The following is a 22,028-nucleotide window of genomic DNA, read 5'->3' on the forward strand; positions in this document are numbered from 1 at the left end:
GATGGCCGCGCCCATGTCCCTGCCGTTGAACCAGGCCCAGGCCGCTCACAACGCTGGCGTCGCCCGGGGTGACCGGTTGTTCGTCGTCGGCGGCAAGAGCCTGCTGCTGATCCTTCTGCTGGTGGCGGTGCTGATGCCGCTGCTGGCGATCTTCTGGCGCGGCTTCAGCGCTGAAGCGGGCCAGGGAGGCGGCCAGGTGGCAGCGCGCGAGCTGTTTACCAGCGCCAACTTCCACTGGTTGCTGGGCAACAGCCTGGCAGTAGCCTTCACCGTCGCGGCCATCGTCGTGCCACTGGCCTATGTGTTCGCCTATGCCCTGCAACGCACATTGATCCCGGGGAAGGGCCTGTGGCGGGGGATTTCCCTGCTACCGCTGCTGGCGCCATCGATGCTGCCGGCCATTGCCCTGGTCTACCTGTTCGGCAACCAGGGCCTGCTGCGCGGCTTGCTCGACGACAACATCTACGGCTTCTGGGGGATCGTGCTGGGCGAGGCAATCTACACCTTTCCGCATGCGCTGATGATCCTGCTGTCAGCCTTGTCGCTGGCCGATGCACGCCTGTTCGACGCCGCGTCCAGCATGGGCGCCGGGCCGTGGCGGGCCTTCACCAGTGTTACCTGGCCGGCCACGCGCCAGGCAGTGTTCGCGGCGTTCTGCCTGGTGTTCACCCTGACCATCACCGACTTCGGTGTCCCAGTCGTGGTCGGCGGCGATTATCAGGTACTGGCGCTGGAAGCCTACAAGGCAGTGGTCGGCCAGCAACAGTTTGGCCGTGGAGCGCTGATTGGCATGGTGCTGCTGGTGCCGGCGCTCTTGAGCTTTTCCGTCGACGCCTGGCTGCGCCGACGCCAGGGCGAGGCCATGAGTGGCCGCGCCCAGGTGTTCGAGCCCAAGCCGTCGCGCAGTCGCGATGCCTGCTTCCTGGCCATCGTGCTGCTGGTGTGCGCGGCGTTGCTGCTGGTGATCGGCATGGCGGTGTATTCCTCCCTGGTTACCTTCTGGCCCTACAACCTGTCGTTGTCGCTGCGTCACTACCTGTTCGAGGACACCGCCGGGGGCGGCTGGCTGGCCTACCGCAACAGCGTGACAATGGCCATCGGTACTGCGCTGATCGGCAGTATCGTGATCTTTACTGGTGCCTACCTGATGGAGAAGACCCAGGGCCAACGCCCGCTCAACCAGGCGCTGCGCTTGCTCAGTTTCATCCCCATGGCTGTGCCGGGCCTGGTCCTGGGCCTGGGCTACGTGTTCTTCTTCAACCTGAACGGCAACCCCCTGCACGTGTTCTATGGCGGCATGGGGCTGTTGGTGGTGTGCACCATTGCCCATTACCTGACCACCGCGCAGATGACCGCGGCCACCGCCCTGCGCCAGCTCGACGACGAGTTCGAGGCCGCCGCGCTGTCGCTGAAGGCCCCGCTGTACCGGCACTTCCTGCGGGTGACCGTGCCAATCTGCCTGCCGGCGCTGCTGGACATCATCCGCTACCTGTTCGTCTCGGCGATGACCACGGTATCGGCGGCGATCTTCCTGTACAGCCCCGACACCATCCTGGCTGCCGTCGCCGTGCTGAACATGGACGATGCTGGCAACGTCGGCGGAGCCGCCGCCATGTCCACCCTGATCCTGCTGACCAGTGCCGGCGCTTCACTGTTGCTGGCTGCAGCCTCACGCGGCCTGCTGCGCCGCTCCCAAGCCTGGCGCCAACGCGCCGCGACCGTCTGACCTGTAAGGAACCTACCCATGCACAAGCACCTTGCACTTGGCGCTGCTGTCTCCGCCGTGTTCAGCCTGCAGGCTTCGGCCGCGGCCACCCAGTTGACGGTCTACACCGCGCTGGAAGCTGAACAGCTGAAGAGCTACAAGCAGGCCTTCGAGAAGGCCAACCCGGACATCGAGATCAAGTGGGTCCGTGACTCCACCGGCATCATCACCGCCAAGCTGCTGGCCGAGAAAGATCGCCCGCAAGCTGACGCCGTATGGGGACTGGCGGCATCGAGCCTGGCCATCCTCGATCACAACGGCATGCTCGAAGCCTATGCACCCAAGGACCTGGACAAGATCGCCAACAACTATCGCGATGCGGCCAACCCGCCAGCCTGGGTCGGCATGGACGTGTGGGCTGCCACCCTTTGCTTCAATACCATCGAGGCCGAGAAACAGGGCCTGAGCAAGCCGCTCAGCTGGCAGGACCTGACCAAGCTCGAGTACAAGGGCAAGATCGTCATGCCCAACCCGGCCTCGTCCGGCACCGGTTTCCTGGATGTCAGTGCCTGGTTGCAGACCTTTGGCGAGCCGCAGGGCTGGGCTTACATGGATGCCTTGCACCAGAACATCGGTCAGTACGTTCATTCCGGGTCCAAACCGTGCAAGCTGGCCGCGGCGGGCGAGTTCCCGATCGGTATCTCGTTCGAGTATCCGGCCGTGCAGCTCAAGCGCCAGGGCGCGCCGCTGGACATCGTGCTGCCGAAGGAAGGCCTGGGCTGGGAGATCGAGGCGACCGCAGTGATCAAGGGTTCGCCCAAGGCGGATGCGGCCAGGCGCCTGGCTGATTTCTCGGCCAGCCCGGCGGCCATGGAGCTGTACAAGGAGAACTTTGCCGTGCTGGCCGCGCCGGGTATCGCCAAGCCACAGACCGAGTTGCCGGCGGATTATGAACAGCGGTTGATCAAGAACGACTTTGCCTGGGCTTCGCAGAACCGTGACCAGATCCTGGCCGAATGGCGCAAGCGCTATGACGGCAAGTCGGAGAAGGTGGCCCAGCAGTAAGCTGCCCCAGGCCTCTTCACGGGCACGCCCGCACCCACAGGGATCGCACAGGCATCACGCTTGCGCGTAGCTGTGGGAGCGGGCTTGCCCGCCTGCTGGCTCAGATCTGTGAAACCAGCATCTCTAACTGCGCCTGCCGCTCCGCCTGGTTCAGCTTCGCCCCAGGATTCAGCGTGGACCATTGCGGATGCGCCCGGGCCTTTACCAGGGCCTCCGGCAACTTGCCCTCGCGCCAGGCTTGTTCTTTCAGCTCGCCCAGCCTGATGCTGTCCTGCGCTGCATGCCCGCGATTTTCCAACGCGACCAGCAACTGCTGCTGACGCAAGGCCAGCAAACGCAACACCGTATCGTCCACGGTCAACTCACGCTTGCCTTTCAACTTGCCTATCAGCCGTGACCCATAGTTGCGAGCGGTCTGCAGCGCGCCTCCGGCAATCGCCCCGGCGAGGGCGGCCGCGCCCAGGGTCAGGCCACCCACCAGCAAGTCGACCCCGGCCCCGGCTGCAGCACCCGCCGCCACACCGCTGCCAAGGCGTACGCCGAGCTGTTTCAAGGTCTCCGGATTGAACAGGTCATCGCCCCAGCGGCCATCCAGCAACGGCAGTTCGCCGGCATGGGCATCCTCGCGGCGGAAGGCGTACAGCTTGAGCAATGCTTCGACACAGCGCTGTTCGCGCTGACGCACATCCTGACGCAGTGCCTCGATGGCCCGGGCTTCGGCAGCCGGCTCGGCCTCGACACTGCGCCGGCAGGCGGCGCAGTCCAGCAGCAGTTCGGCGATCAGGCGCTTGCCGCTGTGCCGGCGAGCCAGGCGCTGCGCTTGCTGATCGTCGATCAGCCGCTGCAGGGCCGGGCGAGCGTTTTCCAGCAGCAGCGCCAGGCTTTCGTACAACCGGCGTTCGCCATCCTCTGGCGGCGCCACGCTGTCGAACCGCACCAATGCGTGAAGGCCAAGCCGGGCAAGGGCTTCACGCCATTGCGCTTCGCGATGCGAGTGGCTGGCGACGAAGTTGAGCACGGGTAGCAGCGGCTTGCCGCAGCTGGCCAGTACCTCCAGCTCGTCACGGTACTTGGCCAGTACCGGCTCACGGGCATCGATCACATACAGGCCGGCATTGCTGGCCAACAGCTGGCGCAGCACCTTGGCCTCCTGCTCGAAACGCTGGCGCGCTTCGCTGCCTTGCAGAAATCGCTCCAGACGGGCCGGGCCGTCCAGGCGCTCGCCAGGACGGTCCAGGCGTTCAAGGTAGTCGAGCAGGGCGATGGCGTCTTCCAGCCCTGGGGTGTCGTACAGCTCCAACAGGGGCTCACCGTCCACCGACAGCCGCGCCCCTTCCACATGGCGGGTGGTGCTGGGACGATGGGACACCTCGCCAAAGCCGACGTCGCGGGTCAGGGTACGCAGCAGCGAGGTCTTGCCGACGTTGGTGTGGCCGACCACGGCCAGTTTCAGCGGCTCAGTCATGGCCATGCTCCAGCCAGGTCAGGGGCGAGGTATCGGCATGTGGCAAGCCAAGCCGGTCGAGGGCTTCGTGCCAGTCACCCAGACGCTGGGCGTCGAGGGCCTGGCCCGGTGCGGTCTGTAACAGCCAGATGCGGGTTGCGCCGGCATTGCGCGCCAGTTCGGCGAGCAACGCCAAGCTGCCCCGGTCGGGCGAGCGGCGTGGGTCGCAGGCAATGGCCAGGCGTGCCGGAGGGAAGCGGCCGAGCTGCTCCAGCAGCCGGTTACGCGATTCACGGCTGTCGAGCACGCCGGCATCGGTGACGCCTTTCGGCAAGGCTGGTGGCCAAGGCCGCTGATCATCCAGCTCCAGGCCGACCAGCAGCGCGCCGCTGCTGCCGCTTTCCAACTGGCCGGCGGTGAACTGCGGCAAGGCTTCGGGCGCGGCGTCCTGTACGCCGATGCGTTCGCTGCGTGGCATCAGCGCATCACGCAGCTGCGCGTAGCCGGGCAGGCTGAGATCCAGGGCCAGGCGTTCATGGCCCTGGCGCCAGCGCCACAGGCACAACCCGGCCAGCAGCAGACGTGGCAGCAGGCCATAAACCAGCACCACGCCGAGCAGCCAGCTAGCCCAGGCCTGGCGGGCCGGGTCCAGGGCCGGCAGGCTGCCGCCGCTCGCGCGGATCATGGTTTCGTCGGGTACGCCGAAGCCCAGCAGCGAGGGCAGGGCGCCCAGGGCCTGGGTCAGTTCGATGAACGGGTCGGCGGCGAGCAGGGTGGTTTCCCAGACAAAACCATAGCGTCGGGTGGCCAGCAAGGCCAACAGCATGCCCAGCGCGCTCAGCATTGCCAGCAGCCACAGGCCGTGCACCAGCAGGCCGAGCAACCAGCGGCTGAGACGCTGGCGCTGCAACAGCACCAGCAGTGCCGGGGCCAGGTGCGCGGCCTTGGCGTCACGGGCGAAGCGTTCGCTCAGCCAAAGCCACAGGCGGCCCAGCCCGGCGCCATATTCGCCGCTGGCGGCAAAGCCGATGGCCCAGCCCAGCAGCATCAGAAGGTCAAGCCCGAGCAGGCTGCCCAGTGCCCAGAACACATTCACCGGGCGTTGCCCATCACCGAGGGCCGCCAGGGCCAGCCCTGCGCCGCTGAGCATGGCCATTATCAGCAAGGCCAGCAGCGCCAGGCGCGCACCCTGTTTCCAGTGGCGCAGGGCGGTGCTCATACCATCGCGTTCAGCCAGGAACAACGCACGGGTTTCAAGGCGGGTCGTCAGGTCACCGCCTGCCTGGCGGGCGCGACGGTTGGCTTCCTGGTCCTCCAGGGGGCCAGCATGTTCCTCGCGCAGGCGTACCGCTTCGGTGAGCCAGCGCTTGTCCAGGGAAGTCGGAGCAGTCACAAGGTCTTCCATTGCACAGGTCAGGGCAGAAGCATAACCCACACGCCCGATGCTATCCTCGCTGGCATGAATACATCACTCCCCCTCAGCCTGATCGCGGCGCACGCCGAAAACCGCGTGATCGGCATCGACAATTCCATGCCCTGGCATCTGCCGGGGGATTTCAAGTACTTCAAGGCCACCACCCTGGGCAAGCCGATCATCATGGGGCGCAAGACCTGGGATTCGCTGGGGCGGCCACTGCCCGGGCGGTTGAACATCGTGGTCAGCCGCCAGGCAGGGCTGGAGCTGGCCGGTGCCGAGGTGTTTGGGTCGCTGGAGGAAGCCCTGGTGCGAGCCGAGCAGTGGGCACGTGAGAAAGGTGCCGGTGAATTGATGCTGATTGGTGGGGCACAGCTGTATGCGCAGGCCCTGGAGAAGGGGTTGGTCAGCCGGATGTACCTGACACGGGTAGAGTTGGCGCCGGAAGGAGATGCCTGGTTCCCCGAGTTTGATGACGGGCAGTGGAAACTGGTGTCGAGCGAGGCTCAGGCCGAAGAAGGCAAGCCTGGGTATCACTTCGAGGTTTGGGACAAGGTTTGAGGTTTTGGGGCTGCAACGCAGCCCCGTCGATCTGTCAGGTATGGCTCAGCTCGACATGCTCATCGTCGGCCAGCACATTCTTGTCGGTCTCTTTCAGCAGTTGGCTGGTCACCACGCCCGCGGTCATCGAGCCATTCACGTTCAATGCCGTGCGGCCCATGTCGATCAGCGGTTCTACTGAAATCAGCAACGCCACCAGTTCCACCGGCAGGCCCATGGCCGGTAGCACGATCAGGGCGGCGAACGTGGCACCGCCACCTACGCCGGCAACCCCTGCCGAACTCAGGGTAACGATGGCCACCAGGGTGGCGATCCACAGCGGGTCGAAGGTATCGATGCCCATCGCCGGCGCCACCATCACCGCCAACATGGCAGGGTAGAGGCCGGCACAGCCGTTCTGCCCGATGGTGGTACCGAACGAGGCGCTGAAGCTGGCAATCGACTGCGGCACGCCCAGGCGGCGGGTTTGCGCTTCGATGTTCAGCGGAATGCTGGCGGCGCTGGAGCGGCTGGTGAAGGCGAAGGTCAACACCGGCCACACCTTGCGCAGGAAGCGCAGCGGGTTCACGCCGGTGACAGCGAGGATAACGCCGTGCACCACGAACATCAGCCCCAGGCCCAGGTACGACACCACCACGAAGCTGCCCAGCTTGAGGATGTCTTGCATGTTCGAGCTGGCCACTACCTTGGCCATCAACGCCAGCACGCCATATGGGGTCAACTTCATCACCACCCGCACCAGGCGCATCACCCAGGCCTGCAGGGTGTCGACGGCCAACAGCGCGCGCTGGCCTTTCTCGGCATCGTCCTTGATCAGTTGCAACGCGGCCAGGCCGAGGAATACGGCAAAGATCACCACACTGATGATCGAGGTCGGTTTCGCCCGCGCCAGGTCAGCCACCGGGTTGCTGGGAATGAACGACAGCAGCAGCTGCGGGATGTTGAGGTCGGCGACCTTGCCGGCATAGTCGCTGTGGATTACCTGCATGCGTGCGCTTTCCTGGGCGCCAGCCACCAGGCCTTCGGCGCTGAGGCCGAACAGGTTGGTCAGGACGATGCCGATCAATGCAGCGATGGCGGTAGTCAGCAGCAGGGTGCCAATGCTCAGCACGCTGATGCGGCCCAGCGACGAGGCATTGTGCAGGCGCGCTACAGCGCTGAGGATCGAGGCGAAAATCAGCGGCATGACGATCATCTGCAACAGGCCGACATAGCCGTTGCCGACCAGGTCGAGCCAGCCGATGGTGGCCTTGAGCACCGGGTGGCCTGCGCCATACAGGGTGTGCAGGGCCAGCCCGAAGACCACACCCAGCACCAGGCCCAGCAGTACCTTCCTGGCCAGGCTCCAGTGGGTGCGGCGGGTTTGTGCCAGGCCCAGCAACAAGGCCAGGAATGCCAGCAGATTAAGGGACAGCGGCAGGTTCATTGAAGCTCCAGCGGAAAAAAGGCAAAAGAGGCATCGCCTCTGTGAGCGATTGCGAACGGAAATGCTAACAGCCTGAAAACAAACGAATTTATACACATATGGAATGTGCATAGTCGTTTATGGAATAACGCTATGTCGCGCATTGCAATGAACGCGGCGTTTGCAGCTGTATGAGGGTCGTTATGAAAGGCCGCCTGCCACCCTCGTTGCACTAGCGTTTCGGGGTCATTTCAGGAGATTCGTCGATGAAATCTGCTCCGAAGGCTGTCGCTGTCGCCCTGTCCCTGCTGTTCAGTATCGAAACCTTCGCCACCGAGCTCAAGCACTGGCCGGCCGAGGCTGCCAAGCAACTCGATACCCTGATCGCCGCCAACGCCAACAAGGGTAATTACGCGGTGTTCGACATGGATAACACCAGTTACCGCTACGACCTTGAAGAGGCCTTGCTGCCATTCATGGAAAACAAGGGCCTGCTGAGCCGCGACAAGCTCGACCCCTCGTTGAAGCTGATGCCATTCAAGGACACCGCCGACCACAAGGAAAGCCTGTTCAGTTATTACTACCGGCTGTGTGAAGTCGACGACATGGTCTGCTACCCGTGGGTAGCTCAGGTGTTCTCGGGCTTCACCCTGCAGGAACTGAAGGTGCAGGTGGATGAAATGATGGCCTCCGGCAAGCCGATCCCCAGCACTTACTACGAAGGCGACCAGGTCAAGACCATCGAAGTGCAGCCGCCCAAGGTCTTCAAGGGCCAGACTGAGCTGTACAGCAAGCTGATGGAGAACGGTATCGAGGTCTACGTGATTTCTGCTGCCTCCGAGGAGCTGGTACGGATGGTCGCGTCCGACCCCAAGTATGGCTACAACGTGAAACCAGAGAATGTAATTGGTGTGAGCCTGCTGCTGAAGGACCGGGCCAGCGGCCAACTGACCACGGCTCGCAAGCAGATCACTGCCGGGCACTACGATGCCAAGGCCAACGTCGGGCTGGAGCTGACCCCATACCTGTGGACTCCGGCCACCTGGATGGCCGGCAAGCACGCGGCCATCCTGACCTATATCGATGAGTGGAAGAAACCGGTACTGGTGGGCGGTGATACGCCAACCAGTGACGGCTACATGCAATTCCATGGCGTGGACGTGGACAAGGGCGGCATCCACCTGTGGATCAACCGCAAAGCCAAGTACATGGAGCAGATCAACGGGATGATTGCCAGGAATGCGGCAGCGCAGGCCAAGGAGGGCTTGCCGGTTACAGCGGACAAGAACTGGGTGATCGTGACGCCGGAGCAGATTCAGTAAGCCTTGCGCTGCCAGCTCCGGCCTCTTCGCGGGTGAACCCGCTCCCACAGGTACTGCACAGGTTTCCGATGCTGTGCCGCACCTGTGTGGGTTTACCTGCGAAGGAACCTCACAGGCATAAAAAAACCGGCGCCCAGGACGCCGGTTTTTTCTCTCTGTCAGGCCTTAGAACCCTTCCAGCATCGCCTTGTTACGCACAGCACCCTTGTCGGCACTGGTTGCCAGCAGGGCATAGGCCTTCAGCGCAGTGGTCACCTTGCGTGGGCGCACTTCGGCTGGCTTCCAGCCCTTCTTGTCCTGCTCGACGCGGCGTTGGGCCAGTTCTTCGTCGCTGACTTGCAGGTTGATCGAACGGTTGGGGATATCGATCAGCACCTTGTCGCCGTCGCGCACCAGGCCGATGGCACCGCCAGCCGCGGCTTCCGGCGAGGCGTGGCCGATCGACAGGCCCGAGGTACCGCCCGAGAAGCGGCCATCGGTGAGCAAGGCGCAGGCCTTGCCCAGGCCTTTGGACTTCAGGTACGAGGTCGGGTACAGCATCTCTTGCATGCCCGGGCCGCCTTTCGGGCCTTCATAGCGGATGATCACGATGTCGCCGGCCTTCACTTCGTCAGCGAGGATGCCGCGCACGGCGCTGTCCTGGCTCTCGAAGATCTTCGCTGTGCCTTCGAACACCAGGATCGATTCGTCGACGCCGGCGGTCTTCACCACGCAACCATCCAGCGCGATGTTGCCGTACAGCACGGCCAGGCCGCCTTCCTGCGAGTAGGCGTGCTCGACGCTGCGGATGCAGCCTTCGGCGCGGTCCAGGTCCAGGCTCGGCCAGCGGGTCGACTGGCTGAATGCAGTCTGGGTCGGGATGCCGGCAGGGCCTGCCTTGAAGAAGGTATGCACGGCTTCGTCATCGGTCTGGGTAATGTCCCACTTGGCGATGGCTTCTTCCATGCTGCGGCTGTGCACGGTCGGCAGGTCGGTGTGCAGCAGGCCGCCACGGGCCAGCGAGCCGAGGATGCTGAAGATGCCGCCGGCGCGGTGCACGTCTTCCATGTGGTATTTCTGGATGTTCGGCGCCACCTTGCACAGCTGCGGTACTTTGCGCGACAGGCGGTCGATGTCGCGCAGGTCGAACGCCACCTCGGCCTCCTGGGCTGCGGCCAGCAGGTGCAGGATGGTGTTGGTCGAGCCGCCCATGGCGATGTCGAGCATCATGGCGTTCTCGAACGCCTTGAAGTTGGCGATGTTGCGCGGCAGGACCGACTCGTCGTTGTCGCCGTAGTAACGCTTGCACAGCTCGACGATGGTGCGGCCGGCAGTGAGGAACAGTTGCTCGCGGTCGGCGTGGGTGGCCAGGGTCGAGCCGTTGCCCGGCAGGGCCAGGCCCAGGGCTTCGGTCAGGCAGTTCATCGAGTTGGCGGTGAACATCCCGGAGCACGAGCCGCAGGTCGGGCAGGCGCTGCGCTCGTATTCGGCGACCTTTTCGTCGGAGGCCGAAGAGTCTGCAGCGATGACCATGGCGTCGACCAGGTCCAGGCCATGGTTGGCCAGCTTGGTCTTGCCGGCTTCCATCGGGCCGCCGGATACGAAGATCACCGGGATGTTCAGACGCAGTGCGGCCATCAGCATGCCGGGGGTGATCTTGTCGCAGTTGGAGATGCACACGATGGCGTCGGCGCAGTGGGCGTTGACCATGTATTCAACGGCGTCGGCGATGATCTCGCGGCTTGGCAGCGAGTACAGCATGCCGTCGTGGCCCATGGCGATGCCGTCATCGACCGCGATGGTGTTGAATTCCTTGGCCACGCCACCGGCGCGTTCGATTTCGCGGGCGACCAGCTGGCCCAGGTCCTTCAGGTGCACGTGGCCTGGGACGAACTGGGTGAACGAGTTGGCGATGGCGATGATGGGTTTCTTGAAGTCTTCGTCCTTCATCCCGGTGGCGCGCCACAGGGCACGGGCGCCGGCCATGTTGCGGCCTTGGGTGGAAGTCTTTGAACGGTAATCAGGCATGAAACACTCCTGGCGGCTTAATCAGGTCACAGAAAGGGGAGTGAGCTTCTCTTGTCCTTTGTACCGCAGGCCGGTTGCCACTGGCACGGATGGGGCCGAGGACTGCGCGGGATCGCCGCGTGCCTGGCCAGAGCTCATAAACCCGCCGGGGATGACTGGCGATGAATAGGCCGATTCTACACCGCTGAGGCGGTGAGGGAATGGCGATGTGGCCAGGCGGTGGCTTTGGCCTGTTGGTCGGTTGCTTGTAGGACCTTTCTGAATCGCTGCTGATGGGGCTGACCAGCAGTTCCCGAGCTTTTATCATGCCGGCGCCGCATGTGCGGCTTTGCGAGAAAACACTCAATGGACCTTCCCAGTTACCGGTTCCACACGAACCTGAAATCTGGCACTGAGCGCGCCGTCGCCAGGGCTGCCGAAGGCTTGAGTCCAAGGGGCTGAGGTCTGTGGGCGCCTGGGTCGGCGCCTGGAGAAACTCATGCAACAATCGCTCGATAGAAATACCTCCGATCTGAACACCCAGGCAGCCCTGGAGGCACAACGGCGTGAGGCGACCGAAGATTTCCACAAGGGCGCCTCGATCACCAATCACATAGGCAATCTGCGACACGCGACCCTTGGTCTGCTTTACCGCAAACGCGTGTTCTGGCTGGTTCTGCTGGTGTTCGGCAACCTCTTTTCCGGGGCGGGCATTGCTGCCTTCGAGGAAACCATCGCCGCCCACATCGCTCTGGTGTTCTTTCTGCCACTGCTGGTGGACAGCGGCGGTAATGCCGGTGCCCAGTCTGCAACATTGATGGTGCGGGGCCTGGCCACAGGTGAAGTGGTCATGCGTGACTGGTGGCGCATGCTGGGGCGGGAATTCGCGGTGGCGCTGCTGCTTGGATGCACCATGGCGGTGGCCGTAGCGTCCCTTGGGGTACTACGCGGGGGGCCGCAGATTGCCCTGATCGTTGCCAGCAGCATGGTGTTGATCGTGCTGGTCGGCAGCCTGATCGGTATGAGCCTGCCGTTCCTGCTCAGCCGCTTCAAGCTGGACCCGGCCACGGCCAGTGGCCCGTTGATCACATCGATTGCTGATGCCGCAGGCGTGCTGGTGTATTTCGGAATTGCGACGCAGGTATTGGGCATCTGAAGCGAACCGGGGGCATGAAGGCCCCCGGTTGCCAGCGCTTAGCTGTTGGGCAGTAACCGGCAGGTGATGCTCTTGATGTAGCGGGTTTCGGCGATGGCCGGGTGCACCGGGTGGTCCGGGCCCTGGCCGCCGCGTTCGAGCAACTGCATGTTGCGGTCGAGGTGGCGGGCGCTGGTCAGCAGGATGTTGTGCAGGTCGTCTTCAGGCAGGTGCATCGAGCACGAGGCGCTGACCAGAATACCGTCCTTGGTCAGCATGCGCATGGCCTGCTCGTTCAGGCGGCGATAGGCCGCTTCACCGTTTTTCAGGTCTTTCTTGCGCTTGATGAACGCGGGTGGGTCGGCAATGATCACGTCGAAGCGCTCTTCGGCGGCCTTGAGCTCGCGCAGGGCCTCGAAAACGTCGCCTTCGATGCAGGTCAGCTTCTCGCTGATGCCGTTCAGCGCGGCGTTGCGCTCCACGCCATCCAGGGCAAAGCCCGAGGCATCGACGCAGAACACTTCGCTGGCGCCAAAGGCACCCGCCTGCACGCCCCAGCCACCGATGTAGCTGAACAGGTCGAGCACACGCTTGCCTTTCACGTACGGTGCCAGGCGGGCACGGTTCATGCGGTGGTCGTAGAACCAGCCGGTCTTCTGGCCGTCACGCACCGGGGCTTCGAACCTGACGCCGTTCTCTTCCAGCGGCACCCAATCCGGGACTTCACCATAGACCGTCTCGACATAGCGCTGCAGGCCTTCGGCGTCGCGCGCCGAGGAGTCGTTCTTGAACAGGATGCCGCTGGGCTTGAGCACCTGGACCAGCGCCGCAATCACGTCATCCTTGTGCGCTTCCATGGTGGCCGAAGCCAGTTGCACCACGAGAATGTCGAAGAAGCGATCTACCACCAGGCCTGGCAGCAGGTCGGAATCACCGTAGACCAGGCGGTAGCAGGGTTGCTCGAACAGGCGCTGGCGCAGTGACAGGGCCACGTTCAGGCGGTGCACCAGCAGCGACTTGTCCAGCGGCAGTTTGGCATCGCGCGACAGCAGGCGGGCACAGATCAGGTTGTTCGGGCTCAGTGCCACGATGCCCAGCGGCTTGCCGTTGGCCGCCTCGAGTATGGCCTGCTGGCCGGCCTGAAAGCCCTGCAATGGGGTCGCGGTGACATCGACTTCGTTACTGTAGACCCACAGGTGGCCGGCGCGCAGGCGGCGATCGGCATTGGCTTTGAGGCGAAGGCTGGGCAGGGACATGACGTCGCTCCGGGAAAAAAGAGCGGGATTATAGCCTGTCTGCCTACCTATCGGTGTCAGGCTCGACAAGCTGCCGGCCCGATCACCGGCTTGTCGGTGATCGGGCCGGTAGAGACAATCAGGCCGCGAGTGCCTTGATCAACTGCTGGCTGAACGCCGGAATGTCATCGGGCTGGCGGCTGCTGATCAGCTTGCCATCGACCACCACCTCTTCATCCACCCACTCCCCGCCGGCGTTGCGAATGTCGTCCTGCAGGGTCTTGTAGCTGGTCATCCGTTTGCCCTTGACCAGCCCGCATGACACCAGCAACCAGCCACCGTGGCAGATCACGGCCAGCGGCTTGCCGGCCGCGTCGTGGCTTTTCACCAGTTTCTGCGCCGCAGGTATGAGTCGAATCGTGTCGGAGTTTTGCACGCCGCCAGGGAGCACCAGCGCATCGTAGAGGTCCAGGTGGGCACCTTCGAAAGTGGCATCCACGGCGAACTCATCCGCCGGCTGGTCATGGTTCCAACCGCGTACCGTGCCCTCCTTGTCGCTGAGGATATCCACCACCGCGCCGCTCTGTTCAAGCGCTTCGCGGGGGCCGGTCAGCTCCACCTGCTCGAAGCCGTCGGTGACCAGAAAGGCTACGCGCTTGCCGTTCAGTTCCGCACTCATGGTCATTGCTCCTTTTTCGATGGATGTGAAAAAAGAGGCCCGTGGCGCTCAAGGAAAGTTCCGGCGTTACGATTCAGTGGTTGGTCCCTTGCCGGTCCAGGGGGTTAGAATCGCTCGTCCCGAACGAGTGTGCACATATGTCCCAGGAACTCAGCGCCGAACAGATTCAGCAAGCCTTGCAAGGCATCACCATCCCGCCGCAACCGCAAATCATGGTCGATCTGCAGTTCGAGCAGTACATGCCAGACCCTGATCTGGAAACCATCGCCAAGCTGATTGCCCAGGACCCGGGGCTTTCCGGCGCCTTGCTCAAGCTGGTCAACTCCCCGCACTTCGGCCTTTCCAACAAGATCGGTTCGATCCAGCGCGCGGTGAACCTGCTAGGTAGCCGTTCGATCATCAACCTGATCAACGCCCAGTCGATCAAGGGCGAAATGAGCGACGAGACCATCGTCACCCTCAACCGCTTCTGGGATACCGCCCAGGATGTGGCGATGACCTGCCTGACCCTGGCCAAGCGCACCGGCATCCAGCCGGCGGACGAGGCCTACACCCTCGGCCTGTTCCATGACTGTGGCGTGCCGCTGATGCTCAAGCGCTTCCCCGACTACATGGAAGTGCTGGAGCAGGCCTATGCCACGGCCGACGGAGAAACCCGGATCGTCGACACCGAAAACCGGGCCTTCAACACCAACCATGCGGTGGTCGGCTATTTCACCGCCAAGTCCTGGCGCCTGCCCGAGCACCTCAGCGCGGCCATCGCCAACCATCACAATGCCTTGGCGGTATTCCGCGACGAAAGCTCGCGCAATACCCAGAGCCAACTGAAGAACCTGCTGGCGGTACTGAAAATGGCCGAGCACATCTGTGCCTCCTACCGGGTACTGGGCAACCAGTCGCTGGACCATGAATGGCGCGTGGTCGGCCCGCTGGTGCTCGATTACATCGGCTTGTCGGAATACGATTTCGAAAACCTCAAGCAGAACATTCGCGAGTTGGGCGGGCACTGACACATGCCGGAATTACCCGAAGTAGAAACCACCCGGCGCGGTATCGCGCCGCACCTGGTAGGCCAGCGGGTCAGCCGGGTGGTGGTGCGTGACCGGCGCCTGCGCTGGCCGGTTCCCGAAGACCTGGACGTGCGCCTGTCAGGGCAGTGCATCGTCAGTGTCGAGCGGCGCGCCAAATACCTGCTGATCAATGCCGAGGTCGGTACGCTGATCAGCCACCTGGGCATGTCGGGCAACCTGCGCCTGGTCGAGCTGGGTTTGCCGGCGGCCAAGCACGAGCACGTCGACATCGAACTGGAGTCGGGGCTGATGCTGCGCTATACCGACCCGCGCCGCTTTGGCGCGATGCTGTGGAGCCAGGACCCGTTGAACCACGAGCTGCTGCTGCGCCTGGGGCCGGAGCCACTGACCGACCTGTTCGACGGCGAGCGGTTGTTCCAGTTGTCCCGTGGGCGTTCGATGGCGGTCAAGCCGTTCATCATGGACAACGCAGTGGTGGTGGGGGTGGGCAACATCTACGCCACCGAGGCGCTGTTTGCCGCCGGAATCGACCCACGCCGCGCGGCCGGCGGGATTTCACGGGCGCGTTACCTGAAGCTGACGATAGAGATCAAGCGGGTGCTGGCGGCGGCAATCGAGCAGGGCGGCACGACCCTGCGCGACTTCATCGGCGGCGATGGCCAGCCGGGGTACTTCCAGCAGGAATTGTTCGTGTATGGGCGGGGCGGGCAGCCGTGCAAGGTGTGCGGCACGCAATTGCGCGAGGTCAAGCTGGGGCAGCGGGCCAGCGTGTATTGCCCGCGCTGCCAACGCTGAGGCGCTGCGCTCCTGCAGGTACCGCGCAGGCCTGCAGATTCAGGCCTTGCCGGTGATCCGGCGATACTTGGCCATCAGCTGTTCTTCGGTTTCCGGGTGCGCCTCATCCAGCGGGATGCAGTCGACAGGGCAAACCTGCTGGCATTGCGGCTCGTCGTAATGGCCCACGCACTGGGTGCACAGGTTCGGGTCGATCACGTAGATCTCTTCGCCTTGGGAGATGGCCTCGTTCGGGCACTCGGGTTCGCAGACGTCGCAGTTGATGCAATCGTCGGTGATGATCAGGGACATGGGGACTCCGGCCGGGGCTCTGCGCCCGGGCATGTTCAACGCAGTGGGCACAATTGTGCCGCATTCGCGCCCGCAGTGCACGCGGGCGCGACAATCAGCTGTCTGGCTTACTTCCTGAAGCGTTCGGTCAGCGCTTCGGCCACCGCAGGATGGACGAATTTGCTGATATCACCCCCCAGTGCGGCGATTTCCCGGACCAAAGTCGAGGAAATGAACGAATAACGCTCCGAAGGCGTGAGGAACAGGCTCTCGACATCGGGCGCCAATTGCCGGTTCATGTTCGCCAACTGGAACTCGTACTCGAAGTCGGATACCGCCCGCAGGCCACGCAGGAACACGTTCGCGCCCTGTTCCTTGGCGAAGTGCGCCAGCAGCGAGGAGAAGCCGATGACTTCGACATTGGGCAGGTGCTTGGTGACCTCACGGGCGAGCTCCACCCGTTGTTCCAGCGGGAACAGCGGGTTCTTCTTGGGGCTGGCCGCCACGGCGATGATCACGTGGTCGAACAGCCGCGAGGCGCGTTCGACCAGATCGCCATGGCCTTTGGTAATGGGGTCGAAAGTACCCGGGTACAACACTCGGTTCATCGCGTCATCCTGGCTGGAGTGCGTTGGGGAGTCGGATGGTAGCGCAGCGACTGCGCCCGGCCAAGTCATGCGGCCAGCTGATGGCACTATAGACAGGGGCCGCGATCGTTGTCATGCGCTGTGTGTCAGGCGGGCAATCAGCGCCTCGCTGAGCATGGCGCTGATGGCATACACCGACAATTGCGGGTTGGCGCCGATGCTGGTGGGGAACAGTGAACCGTCGTGTATCGACAGGTTTTCCAGCTGGTGATGGCGGCCCAGGCTGTCGCATACCGCCTGGCGCGGGTCGTTCCCCAGGGCACAACCGCCCATTACGTGGGCGCTGCCCAAACGCATGCGGAACGGCTCCAGGCGCAAGCTGTCGATCATGGCCAAGGCCTGTTGCAGGCTGGACGCGGCACTGGCATCGCTGTGCACGGGGGTTACCTGGATGGCGCCGGCGGCGAACTGGATTTGCGTCATGCTGCGATAGGCGCGGCGCAAGCCGTCATACAGGTAGCCGGTGAGCGGATAGTCGAGCACAGGTGAGCCATCACCGCGCAGCTCCACCGTCCCACCCTGGCTTTGCGGGTGAAAGCCGTCGCGCAGCAGCGCCAGCATTACGTGGGTATGTGGTAGCTCGGCCATGCGCCGGGCATTGTCCTCGCCATACCCACCCAGCAGGGTGCTGGCCAGGGCCGGGTGCAACGGCGGTACCTCCAGCTTGTAGCCAATCGGGCCGTCGACGCCGCCTTGCCATTGGAAGTGGTCGCTGTAGATGGATTGCGGGGCACCGTAGTAAGGGTCGATACGCTCGTTGAAGCGCGCTGCGCTGAAGTTCACCAGGTGCAGGAAGGTGCGCTTGCCCAGGCGGCCGTGCGGGTCGGGCGCGGCGGACCGCAGCAGTAGCGCCGGGCTGTTGATACCGCCCCCGGCCAGAGCATAGTGGCGCGCGCGAATGCGGATCTGGCGGCCTGAAGGGTGTATGCCCTGGCTGTCCAAAGCCTGGCAGGTCAGGCCATGGATGCGTTCGCCGTTGTGCTCGAAGCGCTCGGCGCGGGCCAGATAGAGTAACTCGCCGCCTTGCTCGAGAGTGGCGGGTATGCGGGTCACGAGCATTGATTGCTTGGCATTCACAGGGCAGCCCATGCCGCAATAGCCCAGGTTCCAGCAGCCGCGCACGTTGCGCGGAATCACCGCCCAGCGGTAGCCCAGCTGCTCGCAGCCACGGCGCAGCACGTCGTTGTTGGCGTTCGGCGGCAGTCCCCAGGGGCTGATGCCCAGCTCCTGTTCGATGCGTTCGAACCAGGGGCGCATCTGCGTTTCGTCCAGGCCGCTCACGTTGTGGGCCGAGGCCCAGTGCGCCAGGGTCTCGGGAGGGGTGCGAAAACTCGAGGTCCAATTGACCAGCGTTGTGCCACCCACGGCGCGGCCCTGCAGAATGGTGATGGCGCCATCCTTGCTCATGCGGCCCAGGCCTTCCTGGTACAAACTGGCGTAGGCTTCGTTTTCCAGCAGGTGGAAATCGCTGCTGGTCTTCAACGGGCCTTCTTCGATCAACAGCACCTTGAAGCCGGCGGCGCTGAGCATCTGTGCACTGGTTGCGCCACCGGCACCGCTGCCAATCACGGCAACGTCGGCTTCCAGGGTAAGGTCCTGCTCCAGGCGCGAGGCGTCATGGATGATCCAGCCACCCTCCAGGCCTTGGCGAAACGGGTCGGGTACAGGCATTTGCGCTGCTCTTGTTGTTTTTCAGATCTTCGGTGGCCCTGGGTAGCCGCACGCGGCCCAGGATTCAGGGCGTTCGTACCAGGCCATTTGCAGCAACTGCAGTAGTGAGGCGTGCCCCATGCGCAGCAGGTTCAGTGAGCTGTGCTGCCAACGCTGCAGGAATCCCCTGACTTGCGCGGGGCTGGCTTGTTCCCAGGCGCCCCAGACACCCGTCAGCGGGCCGCGGGTGAGCGGCAGGCTGAGCGCGTCGAACAATTGCCGGGTGAGCTTGAGCATCTCAGGCGACAGCGCCGCCAGCTTGTCGTCAAGGCTGTGCAGCACCAATGGTTCGGTGGCCTGTGTGTCGGCCAGTACCACCGGGATCAGCGCACTCAGTAGCGGCAGGTCATCGTCGCGCAATGCTTGGTAACCGGTCGCGGCTGTTTGTGCGCGGCAACCGACCAGGCTGGTACCGGCCAGCATCAGGCTGGCGCCAAGGCTGAAACGCAACAGTTCGCGGCGGTGCATGGGTTGGCCCTCAGCCGATGAACAGCCTGAACACCAGGCGCTGCAGGGCTTTGCCATAAGGCGGGTAGATCAGCCGCGCAGCATTGAAACGTTGCTTGGCCAATACCGCCTTGGCCTTGCTGAAGGTGAGGAACCCGTCATGGCCATGGTAGTGGCCCATACCCGAAGGGCCGATGCCGCCGAATGGCAGGTCGTCCTGGGCCACCTGAAGCAGGGTGTCGTTCAGGCACACGCCGCCGGAATGGGTGTGACGCAGCACCTGCTCCTGGCCGGCGCGGTCATAGCCGAAGTAATACAGCGCCAGCGGGCGTGGTCGTTGGTTGATGTAGGCCAGCGCCTGTTCGAGACTGTCGTAGGGCACCAGCGGCAGCAGCGGGCCGAAGATCTCGTCCTGCATCACTTGCATGTCGTCGTGCACGTCGAGCAACAGGTGCGGCGGCAGTCGCCGACCCTGGCGGGTTTCATCGGGGTAGATATCCAGCACCTGCGCGCCCTTGGCACGGGCGTCATCCAGCAGGCGCTGCAAGCGCTGCAGCTGGTACGGGTTGATGATGGCGGTATAGTCGGGGTTGTCTGCGATGCGCGGGTACAGCTGGCGTACGGCACGCTGGTAGGCGTCGCTGAAGGCCTGCAGCCGCTTGCGCGGCACCAGCACGTAGTCGGGTGCGACGCAGGTCTGGCCAGCATTCAGGGTCTTGCCGAAAGCGATGCGTTCGGCGGCACTGTCCAGCGGTACGTCGGCCGAGACAATTGCCGGCGACTTGCCACCCAGTTCCAGGGTGACCGGGGTCAGGTTGTGTGCCGCAGCCAGCATCACCTGACGCCCGACGCTGGTAGCACCGGTGAACAGCAGGTGGTCGAAAGGCAGGCGGGCGAAGGCCTTGCCCACCTCGACTTCGCCAAGCACAACGCTGACCAGGTCGGTGGGGAATACGCGCTCCAGCAGCTGTTTCAGCGCTCGACCGCAAGCCGGTGTGGCTTCGCTGAGCTTGAGCATGACCCGGTTGCCAGCAGCCAGGGCGCAGGTCAGCGGGCCGATGGCCAGGAACAACGGGTAGTTCCACGGCACGATGATGCCGACCACGCCCAAGGGTTGATAACGCACCTGCGCGCTGGCTGGCTGAAAGGCCAGGCTGACGCGGCGTCGGCTGGCGCGCATCCAGCGTTGCAGGTGCTTTTCGGCGTGGCGCAGGCCCTGCACCGAGGGCAGCAGTTCGGCCAGCAGGGTCTCGTTGGCGCTGCGCCCTTCAAAGTCCTGGCCGATGGCTTCGATCAGCTCCGCCTGGCCGGCCAGCAAGGCCTCGCGCAGGCTTTTCAGCCATTGCCGCCGCTGCGCCGCAGGTGGCAACGGGTTGCCGGAAAAGGCCCGGCGCTGAACAGCGAACATCGCCGCCAGGTCGGTGTCGGATTGCACAATAGGCAGGGCACTAGGCGAGTTCATGGCAGTGGCGAGTCCGGGCGGGAAATCCTTAGAGCCTATACTCTAATCCAGGCGATGGTGCGACTTTTTCCGCGCACTCATGCGGTGTATTCCACCGCCAATACGCCGTAAGATGACCTTTTGATGAAGCCCGCAGACTGGGAGCCGAGCATGGCGCCGCGCATGAACACCCGAGAGCGCATCGTGCAGAACAGCCTTGAGCTGTTCAACCAGCAGGGTGAACGCAGCGTCAGTACCAATCACATTGCCGCGCACATGGAAATCTCACCCGGCAACCTGTATTACCACTTCCCCAACAAGCAGGCGATCATAGCCCTGTTGTTCAGCCAGTACGAAGACCTGGTGGACAGCTTCCTGCGCCCGCCGCAAGGCCGCCCGGCGACCGTGGAGGACAAGCGCTTCTACCTCAAGGCCCTGCTGGCAGCAATGTGGAACTACCGCTTCCTGCACCGGGACCTGGAGCATCTGCTCGACAGTGACCCGGAGCTGGCGGCCCGTTACCGGCGCTTTTCCGAGCGCTGCTTGCGCCAGGGCCAGGCCATCTACCGCGGCTTCGTCGAGGCGGGGATTCTGGCCATGGTGCCGGCGCAGATCGAATCGCTGACCATCAACGCCTGGATCGTGCTGACGTCCTGGGTGCGTTTTCTTAGTACCACGCGGGAGCATTCCGCGCATCTGGGCGAAGAAGCCTTCAAGCGCGGCGTCTATCAGGTGCTGGTGCTGGAGCTTGGCTTTGTCACCGAGAATGCCCGCAGCGCCGTGGACGCCCTGTGTCAGGAATTCCATGTACCGTTCAACCAGGCCCTGGCGAAGTAACCCGGGGCCCTAGTGCCATCGATCAGGAGATTGTCATGCCCCTTGCGCAATTGATCACCCCGCAGCAGTTGGCCGAGCGTCTGGGTTCGGCCAAGTTGGTGATACTCGACTGCCGCTTTGCTCTGGAGGATGTGGACTATGGCCAACGCAGCTACGCCCAGGGGCATATTGCCGGGGCGCACTTTGCCGACCTGGAGCGTGACCTGAGCGGGCCGATGAGCAAAGGCCGCACCGGGCGCCACCCGTTGCCGGATGCGCAGCGGCTTGTCGAGCGCCTGCGCGAGTGGGGCGTGGACAATGACAGCGAGGTGGTGCTGTACGACGACGGCCCTGGCGCCTTTGCCGCCCGAGCGTGGTGGTTGCTGGCCTGGCTGGGCAAGCGCAGCGGTGTGGCGATCCTCGACGGGGGGCTGAAGGCCTGGCATGCGGCTCACCTGCCGCTGAGCCTCGACCCGCCAGCCAAGCGGGAAGGCACGTTCGCAGGTGAGCCGGACGCCAAGCTGCTGATCGACGCCGGGCATCTGGCCAAGCGTTTGGGTGCAGATGACATGACTTTGCTCGACGCGCGTGCATTGCCGCGGTTTCGCGGGGAAGTGGAGCCGATCGACCCGGTGGCGGGGCATATCCCTGGCGCCCAGTGCGCAGCGTTCACCGACAATCTGGGGGCTGACGGGTGCTTCCTGCCGGCTGAGCAGCTCAGGCAGCGCTTTGCCGAGAAGCTGGCAGGGCGCGCGCCGGAGCAGTTGGTTTCGTATTGCGGATCTGGGGTGACTGCTTGCCATAACCTGTTTGCGCTGGCGCTGGCGGGGTATCCGCTTGGCAAACTGTATGCCGGGTCCTGGAGTGAATGGATCAACGACCCGGCGCGTGGCGTAGCGACCGGTGAATAGGCAGGCCTG

At 63.9% G+C, this 22,028-nt stretch carries 20 protein-coding genes; 9 read left to right on the forward strand and 11 right to left on the reverse strand.

Features of this window, described 5'->3' with window-relative positions; genetic code table 11:
* The first annotated feature begins 1 nt into the window (after position 1).
* A complete protein-coding gene (locus B4L76_RS11725; RefSeq protein WP_296232638.1) occupies positions 2-1,726 on the forward strand; it encodes a putative 2-aminoethylphosphonate ABC transporter permease subunit in 1,725 nt (574 codons plus the stop codon).
* Positions 1,727-1,744: 18 nt separating this feature from the next.
* On the forward strand, positions 1,745-2,770 hold the full coding sequence (locus B4L76_RS11730) for a putative 2-aminoethylphosphonate ABC transporter substrate-binding protein (RefSeq protein ID WP_296232640.1): 1,026 nt from the start codon (positions 1,745-1,747) through the stop codon (positions 2,768-2,770).
* Positions 2,771-2,870: 100 nt separating this feature from the next.
* On the opposite strand, the gene B4L76_RS11735 is transcribed toward B4L76_RS11730, so the two are convergent.
* Entirely contained in the window at positions 2,871-4,235 is a 1,365-nt protein-coding gene (locus tag B4L76_RS11735) for a GTPase/DUF3482 domain-containing protein (RefSeq protein WP_296232642.1), read from the reverse strand.
* The gene (locus tag B4L76_RS11740; RefSeq protein WP_296232644.1) at positions 4,228-5,619 is read right to left on the reverse strand and encodes a DUF2868 domain-containing protein; all 1,392 of its coding nucleotides are present in this window, start codon (positions 5,617-5,619) and stop codon (positions 4,228-4,230) included. Before B4L76_RS11740 ends, B4L76_RS11735 begins: the two co-directional genes overlap by 8 nt.
* Positions 5,620-5,673: 54 nt before the next feature.
* Here B4L76_RS11740 and B4L76_RS11745 point away from each other — a divergent pair, with 54 nt between their 5' ends.
* A complete protein-coding gene (locus B4L76_RS11745) occupies positions 5,674-6,189 on the forward strand; it encodes a dihydrofolate reductase (protein WP_296232646.1) in 516 nt (171 codons plus the stop codon).
* Positions 6,190-6,223: 34 nt separating this feature from the next.
* On the opposite strand, the gene B4L76_RS11750 is transcribed toward B4L76_RS11745, so the two are convergent.
* Positions 6,224-7,615 (reverse strand): L-cystine transporter, encoded by a 1,392-nt coding sequence (locus B4L76_RS11750; RefSeq protein ID WP_296232648.1) that lies wholly within the window; start codon positions 7,613-7,615, stop codon positions 6,224-6,226.
* Positions 7,616-7,860: 245 nt separating this feature from the next.
* Between B4L76_RS11750 and B4L76_RS11755 the strand changes: the two genes are divergently transcribed.
* Positions 7,861-8,916: a haloacid dehalogenase-like hydrolase gene (locus tag B4L76_RS11755; RefSeq protein ID WP_296232650.1), complete on the forward strand. Its 1,056-nt coding sequence runs from the start codon at positions 7,861-7,863 to the stop codon at positions 8,914-8,916.
* Positions 8,917-9,081: 165 nt separating this feature from the next.
* Here B4L76_RS11755 and ilvD read toward each other — a convergent pair whose 3' ends face one another.
* A complete protein-coding gene (ilvD, locus tag B4L76_RS11760; protein ID WP_296232652.1) occupies positions 9,082-10,923 on the reverse strand; it encodes a dihydroxy-acid dehydratase in 1,842 nt (613 codons plus the stop codon).
* A gap of 478 nt (positions 10,924-11,401) precedes the next feature.
* Here ilvD and B4L76_RS11765 point away from each other — a divergent pair, with 478 nt between their 5' ends.
* Positions 11,402-12,058, forward strand: a complete 657-nt coding sequence (locus B4L76_RS11765) for a magnesium transporter (protein WP_296232654.1) — start codon at positions 11,402-11,404, stop codon at positions 12,056-12,058.
* A 38-nt stretch (positions 12,059-12,096) separates the two neighbouring features.
* Here B4L76_RS11765 and B4L76_RS11770 read toward each other — a convergent pair whose 3' ends face one another.
* The gene (locus tag B4L76_RS11770; RefSeq protein ID WP_296232656.1) at positions 12,097-13,293 is read right to left on the reverse strand and encodes a class I SAM-dependent rRNA methyltransferase; all 1,197 of its coding nucleotides are present in this window, start codon (positions 13,291-13,293) and stop codon (positions 12,097-12,099) included.
* A gap of 118 nt (positions 13,294-13,411) precedes the next feature.
* Entirely contained in the window at positions 13,412-13,951 is a 540-nt protein-coding gene (locus B4L76_RS11775; RefSeq protein ID WP_296232657.1) for a type 1 glutamine amidotransferase domain-containing protein, read from the reverse strand.
* A 191-nt stretch (positions 13,952-14,142) separates the two neighbouring features.
* Here B4L76_RS11775 and B4L76_RS11780 point away from each other — a divergent pair, with 191 nt between their 5' ends.
* Positions 14,143-14,961: an HDOD domain-containing protein gene (locus B4L76_RS11780; protein WP_289134205.1), complete on the forward strand. Its 819-nt coding sequence runs from the start codon at positions 14,143-14,145 to the stop codon at positions 14,959-14,961.
* Between the two features lie 3 nt (positions 14,962-14,964).
* Positions 14,965-15,777 carry a bifunctional DNA-formamidopyrimidine glycosylase/DNA-(apurinic or apyrimidinic site) lyase gene (gene mutM, locus B4L76_RS11785; protein ID WP_296232658.1) on the forward strand — a complete coding sequence of 271 codons (813 nt, stop codon included), beginning with the start codon at positions 14,965-14,967 and terminating at the stop codon, positions 15,775-15,777.
* Positions 15,778-15,816: 39 nt separating this feature from the next.
* Here the strand turns inward: mutM and B4L76_RS11790 are convergent, their stop codons facing one another.
* From B4L76_RS11790 to B4L76_RS11810, 5 genes are all read right to left on the reverse strand, one after another.
* On the reverse strand, positions 15,817-16,068 hold the full coding sequence (locus tag B4L76_RS11790) for a YfhL family 4Fe-4S dicluster ferredoxin (RefSeq protein WP_009683359.1): 252 nt from the start codon (positions 16,066-16,068) through the stop codon (positions 15,817-15,819).
* 107 nt (positions 16,069-16,175) lie between these two features.
* Positions 16,176-16,655 carry a pantetheine-phosphate adenylyltransferase gene (coaD, locus tag B4L76_RS11795; RefSeq protein ID WP_296232664.1) on the reverse strand — a complete coding sequence of 160 codons (480 nt, stop codon included), beginning with the start codon at positions 16,653-16,655 and terminating at the stop codon, positions 16,176-16,178.
* Positions 16,656-16,766: 111 nt separating this feature from the next.
* Positions 16,767-18,365 carry a GMC family oxidoreductase gene (locus tag B4L76_RS11800; RefSeq protein ID WP_296232665.1) on the reverse strand — a complete coding sequence of 533 codons (1,599 nt, stop codon included), beginning with the start codon at positions 18,363-18,365 and terminating at the stop codon, positions 16,767-16,769.
* 21 nt (positions 18,366-18,386) lie between these two features.
* Positions 18,387-18,872: a twin-arginine translocation pathway signal protein gene (locus B4L76_RS11805; RefSeq protein WP_296232667.1), complete on the reverse strand. Its 486-nt coding sequence runs from the start codon at positions 18,870-18,872 to the stop codon at positions 18,387-18,389.
* Between the two features lie 10 nt (positions 18,873-18,882).
* Positions 18,883-20,313, reverse strand: coding sequence for a coniferyl aldehyde dehydrogenase (locus B4L76_RS11810; protein WP_296232669.1), 1,431 nt, complete (start codon positions 20,311-20,313; stop codon positions 18,883-18,885).
* A 150-nt stretch (positions 20,314-20,463) separates the two neighbouring features.
* Between B4L76_RS11810 and B4L76_RS11815 the strand changes: the two genes are divergently transcribed.
* The gene (locus B4L76_RS11815; RefSeq protein WP_296232815.1) at positions 20,464-21,129 is read left to right on the forward strand and encodes a TetR/AcrR family transcriptional regulator; all 666 of its coding nucleotides are present in this window, start codon (positions 20,464-20,466) and stop codon (positions 21,127-21,129) included.
* A 35-nt stretch (positions 21,130-21,164) separates the two neighbouring features.
* A complete protein-coding gene (locus tag B4L76_RS11820) occupies positions 21,165-22,019 on the forward strand; it encodes a sulfurtransferase (protein WP_296232671.1) in 855 nt (284 codons plus the stop codon).
* The last annotated feature ends 9 nt before the right edge of the window (positions 22,020-22,028 follow it).

This window comes from Pseudomonas sp. UBA4617, from assembly GCF_002386445.1.
Classification (GTDB): domain Bacteria; phylum Pseudomonadota; class Gammaproteobacteria; order Pseudomonadales; family Pseudomonadaceae; genus Aquipseudomonas.